Source organism: Sorangium sp. So ce124 (assembly GCF_051525235.1).
In the GTDB taxonomy this organism is placed as follows: domain Bacteria; phylum Myxococcota_A; class Polyangia; order Polyangiales; family Polyangiaceae; genus Sorangium; species Sorangium atrum.
In genome coordinates, this window is the sequence record NZ_CP150312.1 from 2,242,063 (window position 1) to 2,254,440 (window position 12,378).

12 protein-coding genes are annotated in these 12,378 nt (G+C 69.6%); 8 read left to right on the forward strand and 4 right to left on the reverse strand.

The genetic code is table 11. From position 1 onward, the window contains the following. Positions 1–398: 398 nt before the first annotated feature. A complete protein-coding gene (locus WMF19_RS08430; RefSeq protein WP_437898616.1) occupies positions 399–731 on the reverse strand; it encodes a hypothetical protein in 333 nt (110 codons plus the stop codon). A gap of 669 nt (positions 732–1,400) precedes the next feature. On the opposite strand from WMF19_RS08430, the gene WMF19_RS08435 reads away from it, so the two are divergent. Further along, positions 1,401–1,898 carry a hypothetical protein gene (locus WMF19_RS08435; protein ID WP_437898617.1) on the forward strand — a complete coding sequence of 166 codons (498 nt, stop codon included), beginning with the start codon at positions 1,401–1,403 and terminating at the stop codon, positions 1,896–1,898. 41 nt (positions 1,899–1,939) lie between these two features. Here WMF19_RS08435 and WMF19_RS08440 read toward each other — a convergent pair whose 3' ends face one another. Together WMF19_RS08440 and WMF19_RS08445 are read right to left on the reverse strand one after the other, a co-directional pair. Further along, a complete protein-coding gene (locus WMF19_RS08440; protein ID WP_437898618.1) occupies positions 1,940–3,400 on the reverse strand; it encodes a hypothetical protein in 1,461 nt (486 codons plus the stop codon). 197 nt (positions 3,401–3,597) lie between these two features. Continuing rightward, positions 3,598–4,599, reverse strand: a complete 1,002-nt coding sequence (locus WMF19_RS08445; protein ID WP_437898619.1) for a hypothetical protein — start codon at positions 4,597–4,599, stop codon at positions 3,598–3,600. Positions 4,600–4,945: 346 nt separating this feature from the next. On the opposite strand from WMF19_RS08445, the gene WMF19_RS08450 reads away from it, so the two are divergent. The 7 genes from WMF19_RS08450 to WMF19_RS08480 all read left to right on the forward strand — a co-directional run bounded on the left by WMF19_RS08450 (position 4,946) and on the right by WMF19_RS08480 (position 10,375). Next, complete coding sequence (locus tag WMF19_RS08450; protein WP_437898620.1) at positions 4,946–6,076, forward strand: RNA polymerase sigma factor; 1,131 nt, start codon at positions 4,946–4,948, stop codon at positions 6,074–6,076. Between the two features lie 120 nt (positions 6,077–6,196). Further along, positions 6,197–7,093 (forward strand): helix-turn-helix transcriptional regulator, encoded by an 897-nt coding sequence (locus tag WMF19_RS08455; protein WP_437898621.1) that lies wholly within the window; start codon positions 6,197–6,199, stop codon positions 7,091–7,093. Positions 7,094–7,285: 192 nt separating this feature from the next. After that, on the forward strand, positions 7,286–7,849 hold the full coding sequence (locus WMF19_RS08460; RefSeq protein WP_437898622.1) for a sigma-70 family RNA polymerase sigma factor: 564 nt from the start codon (positions 7,286–7,288) through the stop codon (positions 7,847–7,849). Continuing rightward, positions 7,846–8,091 (forward strand): hypothetical protein, encoded by a 246-nt coding sequence (locus tag WMF19_RS08465; protein WP_437898623.1) that lies wholly within the window; start codon positions 7,846–7,848, stop codon positions 8,089–8,091. Before WMF19_RS08460 ends, WMF19_RS08465 begins: the two co-directional genes overlap by 4 nt. 60 nt (positions 8,092–8,151) lie before the next feature. Beyond that, a complete protein-coding gene (locus tag WMF19_RS08470) occupies positions 8,152–8,643 on the forward strand; it encodes a hypothetical protein (protein ID WP_437894350.1) in 492 nt (163 codons plus the stop codon). After that, positions 8,640–9,677: an IS3 family transposase gene (locus tag WMF19_RS08475; RefSeq protein ID WP_437894351.1), complete on the forward strand. Its 1,038-nt coding sequence runs from the start codon at positions 8,640–8,642 to the stop codon at positions 9,675–9,677. The genes WMF19_RS08470 and WMF19_RS08475 overlap by 4 nt, the downstream gene beginning before the upstream one ends. 191 nt (positions 9,678–9,868) lie before the next feature. Next, positions 9,869–10,375: a hypothetical protein gene (locus tag WMF19_RS08480; RefSeq protein WP_437898624.1), complete on the forward strand. Its 507-nt coding sequence runs from the start codon at positions 9,869–9,871 to the stop codon at positions 10,373–10,375. Positions 10,376–10,612: 237 nt separating this feature from the next. Here WMF19_RS08480 and WMF19_RS08485 read toward each other — a convergent pair whose 3' ends face one another. After that, positions 10,613–10,918 (reverse strand): hypothetical protein, encoded by a 306-nt coding sequence (locus tag WMF19_RS08485; RefSeq protein ID WP_437898625.1) that lies wholly within the window; start codon positions 10,916–10,918, stop codon positions 10,613–10,615. Between the last annotated feature and the right edge of the window lie 1,460 nt (positions 10,919–12,378).

The window sequence follows — 12,378 nt, forward strand, 5'->3', positions numbered from 1 at the left end:
CCTCCACCCCGCGATTTTTCTCGCTCGCGCACGCTCGCCCGCACGTTTTCCAGAAGCAAGCGTCCCCACCAAAGCGCTAGGACATTGCTCGACCCTGGATCGCGCCCCGAGCGCCAGGTTGTCCGTCCCCAATGCGCGGACAGTCGCGGAACCGGAGAGGTGTGCTTGGGGGTGCGTGGCGCCACGGCCTGCGGACCGGCCGCGGGGTCGAGGCGGAGGCCGCTGAGCTCGTGACCCTCGCCGGCGAGCTCCGCGAGCGAGGTCTCGGCGGCGTGCTCCTGGGGCGCCGCGCGGCTGTCCACGTCGCCACCAGCAGGCCCGCGGGCGCCCTCGTGGAGCTCCGAGCGTGCCACCGTCGGCGCCCTGTCATTACAGGGTTCGCCTGAAGTGTCGTGATCCTATTCAGGGAAACGCAGCGTTTCGACCCGGGTGCCGTCCTCCCCCCGGATCTCTTCGCCAGACCAATCCCAGCTCACGCCGCCCGTTCCCGGCGGTCCCAGCTCGTAGGTCACGCCCTCCAGCGTAAGCTGGTCCTGGTCGAGGTAGGCGATGCCGATCGAGTCGCCGCCACGCCCGGGGCCGCCGTAACCTCCGTCGCCCCCTAGGCCGCCGTTGCCCCCTTGGCAGGACCATGCGCCGTCGTCCAGGGCGCCGCCCGGCGCACCTCGACCGCCTTTGCCGCCTCGCTCGGGTGGCCCTCCGTCGCCGCCTGATCCGGCATCTTGGGTCACGATCGCGCTGTCTCGCACGGTGACCTTCGCATGGAGCGCAATGATGCCGATCGAGGGGTAGCCGTTCCCGCCCCCTCGCCCCCCTCGGCCGCCGCAGCCTCCCGCGCCTCCGGAGCCGCCGCCCGCCCCACCCTTTGTGGCAACGCCGCAGGCGGAGAGGCCGCCTCGACGGCCGCCGCCGCCACCTCCCCCTTGGCCCGGCATGCCCCTGCTGCCGTCACCTCCCTTGTCGCCCTCCCATCCTGTCTCACTGATGTGCCCGATGCCCTCGCCGGCCGCACCCGCCATTCCCAGGGCCCCAGAACTCCCAGCGGCTCCGGTTTGGCAGCCGAACTCGTCGCTGCCCGCGTGGCCACCGCGTCCTGAGTTCGTGGGGTTCGGCGTCGGGACCGGCGCGCCAGCGCCGCCGTCCTCGGCGCCGTTCGGGAGCCCGTCGCCGCCTTTGCCGCCAATGCTTGGAGCTCCGTCCTCACAAGGGCTCGTCACCGCCACACCCCCGGCGACGGTGGCGTCAGAGCACGCGTCCCCACCGTATAGGCCGTCGGGGCCAGTCGCTGCTCGGTTCGGGTACTCCCACTCTTCCCCATCGCTGCCCCGCCACCCAGAGGAAGCGCGAAGCTCGCTCCGGACGAACTCCACCACCGCGCCTGACCGAACGAGCACCCCGACATGGGTTCCGCTGAGGAGGGTCATGTGGTCGATCGTCGAGACTCCATCCGCGGTCCCGGTGTCGCCCGCGCCCGCTGGCTCGACGATCATCACGATGCGCCTGCCGTCGCGGGGAACGATCTTGGTCGTATCGTCCGGCAGGCGTGCCCATCCGAGGGTTTGGAAGCCTCCATAGATATCCACGCCGGAGGGCAGCGTAACGGACTCGTCAAAGCCGTCGTTGGTTACGAATACGCGACCGCGCCCGGTGCGTGCGAGCTCGATCCCGCGCTGCACCGAGCGAACGGGCCTGTCCTTCGTGCCCGGGTTCGCGTCGTCACCGCCGAAAAATGGCCCATTGACGAACACACCGCAGCCATCGATCACCTGACCCGCGGCAAGCTGCTCCATGCATACCGGCTCTGGGACCGGCTCGCTGGGCGTGTTCACCGCTGGCGCGGTGCCGCAACCGGCAGCGACGAGCGGGAGGACAAGGAGCTGGAAGATCGTGGAACTTGACACCATCGGCACTCCTCGACGACAGCGCCACCGTGAGCGACTCAACGGGGCAGCTCGTTTGCCGCGCCGAAACGATAGATTGGACCCAACGGGCCGAACCGGCCTTTGCCCACCTCGTCGTCTAGGCTGGCGTTTCCTGCGGGACCACCTTCTCCGGCGTTCCCGACCTCGATGGTCGTGCCGGGCAGGAGGGCCAGATTGGGGACCACGTACGCGATGCCGACGGAAGCGCCTCCGAGCCCACCACCGGCATCACCGCCGCGGCCGCCGGTCCCTCCGTAGCCGCCGTCACACGCTTTCCACATGCCAGTAGTACCATAACCCAAGCCCCCTTGGCCTCCCGGTTGACCCATACCGCCTAGTTGGCCCGTTCCGCCCACCCCGCCCCTACCGCCGTTGCCCGCGACAACCAGCGTCGCCGCGAGTTCCAGCTTGGTGTCCTCCAGTGCGACGATCCCGATGCTCGCGCCGCCATAGCCGCCACCCCTGCCGCCATCGCCGCCGCAGCCCCCGCTTCCCCCCGAGCCGCCGGCCGCACCACGTTGAGGGCGGCTTGTCGGACACGCATACATGGGCCCGCGCGACTTGCTGCCACCTCCGCCACCCCCTCCTTGGCCGGCGCCGCCCTTCTTTCCGTCTTCACCCCGGACGCCAATCCATCCATCGATGTTGAGGTACCCTTCACCCGTCGCGCCGCCGCCGCGACCACGGTCGGCGCCCTCCGCGCCGTCTCTCCCGTCTTCGCACCTCATGCTGTTGGCCCCGGTTCCTCCAAGGCCTTTGCCCTCGGGATTTTCCGCGGGCTCGGGCTGTCCTCGCGTGCCATCGCCACCGCCGTTAAGCCCGCCGTCGCCGCCGTATCCGCCCGTCGACTCGATGCCGTCGTCGCACATGTTGGCCACCGGAAGGGCGCCCACGGCGGCGTCGGCCGTGCAGGCAGACGCGCCATCGTTCCCCTCCACGCCATCCGTCGCTCGATAGCTCGGCGCGTCCTTGCCCGGCTCTCCATCTTTGCCGTCGCCCGCGAGAATGACGCTCTCCCGCACGCTCGCCCTGGCCCCCGTGCTCAGAATCATCCCGATCGACGACTTGCCATCGCGCGCCGAGGCGTCCGCCGCCACGACGCGCACGCCGGCGATCACCGACGTCGCGTCGTTTCCCGCGAGCGCCGCACCCTCCTCGCCGAGGATCCGCAGCGGGATCCCCCCCGGCGGAGCGATGATCGTCGGGTGATCCGGCCCTTCGAATGAGCCCTCGTACGACCAATCCCCGCCGTCACACCGACGCCCGCCCCAGAGGTCGACGCCCGAGGGCAGCGAGATCGTCTCCATGAACTTCCCGCCGCACGCGTACACGCGCCGGGTCGGCTCCTCGTCGTGGCTTCGCCCATGCGCGGCGAGCCCAATCGCGTGTTGCAGGGTCTTCACCGGAGCGTCCTTCGTTCCGGGGCTGTTGTCGTCGCCCTGCTCGCTGACGAACACCCCGCACTCGTCGAGCGCCATTGCGGTCACTGGGTCGCCGTCACAGAAAGTCGGCTCAGGCGCAGGGGCGCACTCCATCACCTCCCAGCAATCGTCGCGGTACGAAGTGCAAGCTAGCAGCGTGCTGCTCGCTCCCCACGCACAGACCACGACAGCAATGGCGGCGGCCACCGCTCTTCGGTCTGCCTGTGGCCGCATCCCCTCGGTACTCGGCATGGTCACCACACCCCCTCGATGCTCACGCCCGTCTCGTGCCCGGTCACGACGGGCGATATCTGGACCCGATCCTGAGCTGACGTGCGGCCCAGGAAGGAGAAGTCCGTGAAGAACGACGCGGCGGTGGCCGCGCCGATCACACCGCCCGTCAGGACCAGGGCCATGCCCACCCGGTCGGACAGGTTGCGCGCGTCGCGCAGGCGCCGCAGCTCGCCGCACGGCGAGCGCTCCGGCGCTTGCCAGCACATGGACGAGCTCGATCTCGGGTCGCTCGTGAGCTGGTCACGCCGCGCGCTCATGTCCTGATCGAGCTTGCTGGCGCTGATCATGAGGATGGCGCCTGCCGATACGGTGCCCGTCGCGAGCGAGATCCCCACGACACGCAGCGTGCCCGGCCACGAGGCCCACGGGCTGGGGGCCTGCGCGCGCGGCGCGGGCAAAGCACGCACGGGAGTCGGCGTCGCGGTCGTGGTCCCCTTGGCGCCGCTCGCCTCCTTGGTGCCGCTCGCCGCCGCACACAGCAACGGCATCGTGAACTCGTGCTCCGCGCCCGCCACTGCGCGCAAGTAATGAAGAGCGTCCTTACAGCCCGGTGCACGGCCCCGCACCATGTGTTGGCCTGGCTCGAAGAACAGCGTGTAGGTCCGCGCGGTCCGGCCGATGCGCTTGCCGTCGACGAGCACCTCGGCGTCGGGCGGATCGACGCCGAGCACGAGCCGCGCGACGTGCGGCGCTGCGTTGCGCTGCCCTGCCTCGAATCGCCGCTGGAGCGCTTCCGGCAACGCTTCGCGCTGTTCTAGGCTCCTGGCCAGGTGCTCGGCCGCGTCGCGGTACCTGTGCAGCGCGAGCTCGCAAAGGCCGAGCTCGCCGGCGAGCTCCGCGCGCTCCACCTCGGTGCTGGTCGCCGCGTCCGCGGCCTCCAAAGCTGCCTTGTATTCAGCGGTTGCCTCGGTCCACAGCCCGGCCTTCCGCGCTTTCTGACCACGGCGAACGTGCTCCTTCACCGTCGATCGGTCGCTCGGTCCCGCCTTCGGATAGATATCGTCCGCGCTGGCCGAGTTCGGGAAGCCTGTTGCGGCCCCGAGCGCAAGAAAAATCGAGAGTGAATGCGCAATGCAACGCATGCCGCGACGGTACCGACGCCGGCTGCTAGGCGTCAACCGGCAGAAACCGCCACGTCTCGGCGGCTTCGGTGGGAATTGGCGGTCGGATGAGGGAATGCGTTCAACCATCCGTCAGACGTGGCCAAGCGTAGCCCAAGAAACTACATGGCGGCACATTGTCCGACCGAAATTGCTCCTCGACTCATTTCTCTGAACCTTTGGGGCCGCCTCGCGTGTGCTGCTTACCGTGGCCAAGCCAGCGACCATCTCCCCCGGCTTCGAGCTCTTCCGGCGCCTGGCCAGGCGCCACGGTGTACCGGCGCGAAACGCCGAGGATATTGCCCAGGAAGCGCTGCTGCGGGGGCTCGACGCCGACCAACGGATCGAGCCGGGCGGAGATCCGGGGCCCTACCGCGTCACGATCGCCGTCAACCAGGCGCGCAACCACGTCCGGGACGCGCGCTGCCGCGGCGAGGTGCTCACGTCGTTCGATGAGTGCGAGGTCCGAGATGAGCTCCCCACGCCGGAAGAGCTGCTCCGCAGACGGCAGCGGGAAAAGCTCACCCGGCAGCTGATCGACCAACTCGATCCCAAGTACCGGGATCTCGTGATCAAGCACGACCTCGAGGAGGTCCCGCTCGCCGAGATTGCCGCCGAGCAGGGGCTCCCGCTGGACACGGTGAAGACGCGACACCGGCGGGCGCACAAGGAGCTCGAGGTGCAGGGGGGACGGTGGCAGGCGCAGGAGCGCTCTCAGGGCAGGGACGGGAGCATTTGCGTGCCGCTTGCACTGGGGTTCGGCCGTCGCGCGTCGCGGGTGGCCTCGCTGCGCCGGCTGGGCCTGAGGATCGTCGTTCAGGCCGCGCTCGTTCTGCTGACCGGCGCGCTCGTCTCCGCCGTGCCGCCCTTGACCGACCAGGAATCGTGGATCAGGGCGGCGGCGGTCCGCGCCGCTGCCACCGCGCCCGCGGCGCGGGACGCCGTGGCGCCCCCCGCGCGAGATGGCGCCCAGAGCGCCGCGGGCCCTGCCGGTGGAGACGGGATGCCCGGCGCAGCGGCGCCCGCCGCGGCGACCACGCACGAGATCTCTTCGCGGACGGAACACGGAAGCGCGCGCGGCGAAGCGATGGCGACCGGCACGCCCGCTCCCTCGAACGCGAAGACAAGAAGTCACCGGGCCGCGCCGCCGGCGAGCGCCGTTCGACCGACCGCCGGCGAGGTCGAGAGGAGCCTGGTCAACCAGGCGCGGAGGGCCATCGAGGCCAACGACGTCATGGCCGACGTCGAGGCTCGGCGGCTGCTCGAGGCCCACGCGCGGCAGTTCCCGCGAGGGCGGCTCGCCGCCGAGCGCGAAGAGCTGTTAAGGCAGCTTCGCTGAATCGTCGGCTACCCATCAACACCTAGGCAGGCGGGTATAGCGGTGCTGCTTCCGCGCAGCGCAACGCCGAGATCCGCCTTGCGCCGGACAACAACGCTCAGGTCCAGGAGGCGAAAGTTCATGGAAGACATGCTGGGTGCGATGTGGCTCGTCTCGCCGCTCGGGCTCGCGATGATCGCATGCGTCGCGATCGGCTTCGCGGTCACCGCGCGCGAAGCGCTGGGACGCGAGCGCGGGCTTCGCGAGGCGCGCGAGCACGCGCATGATGACGAGGAGGCGGCCCTCACCGATGCGAAGGAGCAGGCAGCGGGCGAGCGAGACCGATACCGGCGCCTTCTGGACTGTCACGTCGACGCGGCGCTCGCAGAGCTGACGGAGGCCCGCACGCGCCCCGTCCCCTGGCCAGGAAGGGTCCTCGAGTCGTTCTGCGCGACGACGCCTTCGTGGAGGAGAAAGCTGGGCGAGAGCACGGGGTTGGAACCGAGGGAGGTGGAGCGGTTGCTGAGGAGCGACCTGCCGATGACGCCCAGCCTTGCCTGGCAGCTGGAGTCCTTCACCGGCACGCCTGCGCGGTACTGGGAGCGCCTGTGGCGGCTGCACGACGACCACCGAACGGACGCGGAGACGACGGTGGTGATGCAGATCGGTGCGCCCAGCACCAAGCGTGAGAGCTCGGCGCTTCCCGCGGCGTCGTCGGCGCCGAGCTCGGCGCCACCGACTCCGCCGACGATACCGCCCCGCGCGCTCGACGTTCCTCCGCCCGTGGTGCCGTCTCCCGAGCTAGCGGCCAGGAGCCCGCGGGCGAAGCTCCCGCCGCCTCCGCTGCCGCGGCTTCGGTCGCCGCTCCCTGTCCGCACCGCCGCGGGGGCGGAGCTCGCCCAGCGCGCCGCCACGCTGACGAGCTTCCCGTTACAGCGTGACGAAGGGGGGACGAGCTCCGCCAACGCGTCCGACTGGGAGGACGCAGAGCACTCTCCGCTGAACACGACACTTCCGGGCGTAGGGAGCCATGGATGAGCGCCGCCGCGCTTCGCAGCTACACGCCATCAGGAGCCTGCTGGCGAGCATGCCGCCGCTACGGGAACTGATCAGCTACGGCTGACGTCTTCCTTTGGTAGCGGACGGGGAAGACCGCGAACCGGTGCCGCATGAGGCGAATGCGCGGCATCACCCGCTTACGGGCGATTGCCCGCGGGGAAGGGTAACGCCATGGATCGTCTGTCGAATGAAGACGAGCGAGCCGCCGCGCACGCGCGCTTGTTTTGCCCGGTGCAGATTCGTGCCGTGCTGCGCTGGCTGGGGAGGCTGGGGGTCCCATGGTGCCATCGTACCGACGTTGCAGGCCAAGTCTGGCTCAATGCCTGGGAGAGCTGGCCCAGGTTCGATCCGAAGCGTGGCAGACCGGAACGCTGGTTGAACGCGATCACCGTACACGTTGCGTCGCACTATCACCAGCGTATGCAGCACCGCAGGGAGGAGCTCGTCGATTTGATCGATGTGGCCGATCCAGCGCCGGATGCCGCTGCTACGATGGAGTACGACAGCATCAGATCGGGCACCATCAACGCGGTGAACGAGCTCGATCCGCAGCTGCGATTTGTTCTCGTGGCACACGATCTGGATGGGATCCCGATGGCCCAGGTGGCAGAAGACGCGGGGCTACCTCTCTCTACGCTCTACAAGCGACGCACAAAGGCCCTCGATGCACTGCGCGACATCATGGGGCTTCGGGTAACCATGGAGGGTTTGGCCCGGAGAGTGGGGTCGCAATGAGCATCAAAGGCCTGGTTGTGCACTTCCGGCGCGGCTTGGACGACCATGAGGCCGAGCGAACCATCAACGCTCTCATCATGATCAAAGGCGTGATCAAGGTGTCACCTGTCGCAGCGGGTTACGAGGACGACCTGAACCGGCAGCGGGTCAAGCGAGAGCCGCGCGACAAGATCCCTATACGTCAGGGAAGATGTCGCCTCCTCAGGCCGGCAGTCCGGCCCGAGGTGCTCGGGAGATCGTGACCAGGGCGAGGTTGGAGAACTCGCTTGAGACCGCCGTATTCGAAGTCTTTTCGAGAGAAGATGGTTCAGCGGATGGTCGGGCCCGGCGCCCTGACCGCCACGCAGCTGGCCAAGCAGATCGGCGTCACGCAGCCGACCCTGTCGAAGTGGCTGCGCGAGGCCCATCGTGCCGCGATGACCACCAAGACCAAGGCGCCGGAGCCACCGGTTCCCAGCGGCCAGCCGAAGACAGCCGAAGACAAGATGCGCCTGGTGCTCGCTGCCGAGCAGCTCGCGCCCGACGAGCGGGGCGCCTTCCTGCGACGCCAGGGCGTGCACGACAGCGAGCTGGAGGTCTGGCGCGCCGCCATGCTCCAGGCGCTCGGCGCTCGCCCTGCGCAGGGCGGCGGGCCCAGGCCCGCCGACCAGCGTCGCATCCGCGAGCTGGAAAAGGAGCTGGGCCGCAAGGACCGCGCCTTGGCCGAGACGGCGGCGCTGTTGGTGCTCGCAAAAAAAGCCGAATCGCTCTGGGGGGACGGGGAAGACGGCACCGACGACAGGAGCGAGAAGTGATCCTCGGCATGGTCAGCGACGCCGTCGCCCAAGGGGCGCCCGAGACCCAGGCCGCCGCGCTGCTCGGGCTCAGCGCTCGCACCCTGCAGCGCTGGCGCGAGCAAGACACCGGTGACGACCGGCGGCTGGGGCCCAAGAGCAGGCCGCGCAACCAGCTCAGCGACCACGAGCGCAAGGTCCTCCTCGCCACGGTCAATGCGCCCCGGTTCCGCGACTTGTCGCCCAGCCAGATCGTGCCGCGCCTGGCCGACGAGGGCCGCTACATCGGCTCTGAGTCGACCGTGTTGCGCATCCTGCGCCATGAGGGGCAACTGACGCACCGCGGCCGTGCCAAGGCACCGGTGCGCACCGAGGTGGAGGAGCACATCGCGACCGGCCCCAACCAGCTGTGGAGCTGGGACATCAGCTACCTCAAGACCACCGTCCGCGGCCGCTTCTACTTCCTGTACCTCATCGTCGACATCTACAGCCGGCGCATCATGGGCTGGGCGGTGCACGAAGAAGAGTCGGGCGAGCACGCGGCCGCGCTCTTCCGTGCCACCTGCGCCGCCAGTCAGCTCGACCCCAAGGGCCTGGTGTTCCGCTCCGACAACGGTGGCCCCATGCGCGGCTCGACCCTGCTCGCCACGCTGGACCAGCTCGGCGTGCGCGCTTCCTTCAGCCGTCCCGGCGTCAGCGCCGACAACGCCTTCTCCGAGGCGCTGTTCCGCACCGTGAAGTACCGGCCGGACTATCCCGCCCCCTTCGACTCGCTCGCGCAGGCGCGCGCCTGGGTCGGCGCCTTCGTGACCTGGTATAACGGCACCCATCGCCACAGCGCGCTGCGCTTCGTCACCCCCGACGACCGCCATCGCGGGCGTGACGCTGCCCTGCTCGCGGCCCGCGCGCGCGTCTACGAGCGAGCCCGGCGGCGCCACCCCGAGCGCTGGTCGGGCGAGACGCGCAACTGGACGCCGGTTGGCGCTGTCCGCCTGGGGCCGCGCAAACCCGACGAGCTCAGGGGACTTTCAAACAAGGAGGCGCTCACAGCGTGAGTGGAGGCCGATGCGACAACTACCTTGACGGTCACCGAGATCCTCGCGCTTCTGGGCGACGAATAGGCGTCGAGTTCGGCGCGGGCGCTGCCGAGCCGAGCTCGTTCGGCGTCGTGCGGCAGCGGTAAGAAGTCGCCGGCGACGCGGCGCCGCACCAGGCTCTCGAGCCGATCCTTGTCGTCGAGCACGTGGTGCGTCGCGATCCGCACCGCGGCGAGCAGCCGCTCGCACGGGTAGTCACGCATCATGACCGCCAGCCTGCGCAGGGGGCGCAGCGACCGGCCACGCCGCTTGAGCAGCGCGACCGACGCGAACGCCTCGTCGCCGCCGTGCGAAAGCTCGTGCTGCTCGGGCGGCGGCGTGTCGCGCGCGAAGACCTTCTCGCTGCGCGGCGGTCGGTGCTCGGGCGCCGTCACTCGCGCGTCATGAGCTTCGCGCCGGCGGCGACGAACGCCTCGTGCACGCGGCCGAAACTGTTCCCGCGGCCGCGGAACGAACTCCAGGAACTGCTCGCGCTACGGCTCGGTCTTTTCGGCGCGCGCGATCTCGGGCACGTTCGCGGTGCCCGCCGCGAGCACCGAGCCGCGCGAGATTCCGCGCGCTCGCGTGATCGCCTGCGTGCCGTGGCCCTCTTCATCGGCATTCGCGCCGAGCCGCGCCGCGTGCACGATCGCCATCTGCCGCGTCGTCAGCTGTAGCGGCGCCACCGCGTCCGCGAGCCGCTCGCCGTCAGCGCAGTTGGCGCGCGCCAAGGGTACCAGGCAGTTCATGGCCGCGTGCGCCTCGAGCGTGTCCGCGCGCCCATGCGCCTGCACCGACTCGGGCAGAGCCGCGACCAGCGGTAGACGCCGGTTCACCCAGCTCGGCGTCCGGCCGAATCGCTTGTTCAGCTCCTCCTCCCTAAGACCGAATCGCTTCCGCAGCTCGTGCAGAAATCAGCGCAGATCGAGCGCGTTCTCTGGGTCGCCCGCGCGCAGCATCCGCTCGATCAACAGCGCATCCGCCTCGCCCAGAGCCCACGCCGTTGCCCGCACCGTATCCTGCCCCAAACGACGAAGCAGCCGCACCCGCTTGTAGCCGTCGCTCACCACGGGCCGCTCGGACGAGGCCGGGATCACCACGCCGATCGGCGCCTGCTGTCCGACTTCCGCGAGCGACTGCCGCTGCCACGCCGGGCTGCGGCTGCGAAGCTGTTCGTCGCGAAGGTCGAGCTGGTGGAACTCTGCGTATTCCGACGCCATCCGGCCGCTGATTCCGGACGGCGGCGGCCACTGATTCCGACGCTGACCGGCCACCCGGCGCGTCGCGTGTCATGGTCCGGGAGTGCTCGTCCGCGTACAAGGGTCGCTCGCTATGCTCGCCGCTGCGTGCCCTTGACCCGGCCTCCGCGCTCCCGGCCTGGAGTGCATGGCGATGGCGGGGGGGCCCCTGGCCGGGCTCTTGGCTCGGGATGGCCCGGTCTGGAATCGGTGGCCGGGTCCACCGGAATACGTCGGAATTCCAGATCCATCAGGCACGTAGCGCCACTGCTCCGGGGCGCAGGCCGACCCTCGCACGTCCCGGCTCGGGTCTTTCTGCGACACCCGGGGGTTCGCGCGCTTCTCACGAAGTATCCATGACTTGCGCCTGCGTCTGGTCTTGCGCGGCGTCCACCAGGACTCGGCCGAATACCCTAAGGAAATCCACCCCTTGGGCCCGGAGCTCGTCTTGCGCGATGTCCCAGGGAAGTCGATCGAGCGGCGGCGCCACCTGCAGCGACGCAGGCGGCGGCCACACCATCGACGTCCGCTGCTCAGCCGCCGCGCTACGAAGGAATCCGGGTTGCGTTCCGGCCGCGACCCGTGCGTCTGCTTCCGCCTGGCCCCTTGGCACGACGGTGACGAGGACACGTGCTACCGATCGCCAACGCGAGGATCAGGCTGGAACCACCGACGGCAGACCGGGCACGGCCGCGCGCGACGCATCCCCCGAGCGTCGCACCTCGTCCCTCGTCGTGGTCCGCCCGCTCAGCACCGGCTCGATCCCGAACGCGTCGGCGGCGTACTCGACGCGGCCACCGTCAGCTGCGAGTGGACCAGTCGTCGCGCCCAGAAGCGAGTAGATTCTCGACTATGAAGCATGTGCTGAACCGTAGCGGCCTGGCCGTCCGTAGCCGCCTCGACGGCCCCTTGGGCCCGTAGTTGTGAACGGACCGGTATGTGTCCGGCAACCTCCCGATGAGGCGGTCCGCGCCGTGTCACCCACGCGCGACGCCTCCGGCTGTGCGTCGGCCGCGCCCCGGCCCACCTGGAAGGGCCGCGATAGCCGCCCGTGCTAGACGAATCTACCCTATGGCGCTGGACAGCACTTCGGCCTTGCGGCGCAGAGCCGATCCGTGAGATTTCTCGTGGGGGGAGATTATACAAGGCGGCGATCTAGACAGACCTGGTCCGGCGGCTTCGGTTGACCAATCGACTGATGGTTAGGGACACGGCAAGAGGGAACCCATGACGGAGGATGCCAACAAGCACTTCTTGATCACCGTAGCCGCCGACTCGGGCGGCTTCCTTAGGTGGCAGTGTCCAGGGTGCGGCCAGGACTTCAAGCTCAAGGGCGAGGTGAGCGCGCAGCAAGACGCGCTCGCTTGGTGGCTCCAGCAGTCTCTCCGCGATGCCGAGGTTGTCCTGTCAGACCAGGATCCTCCCTCAAGCGACAGCACGAG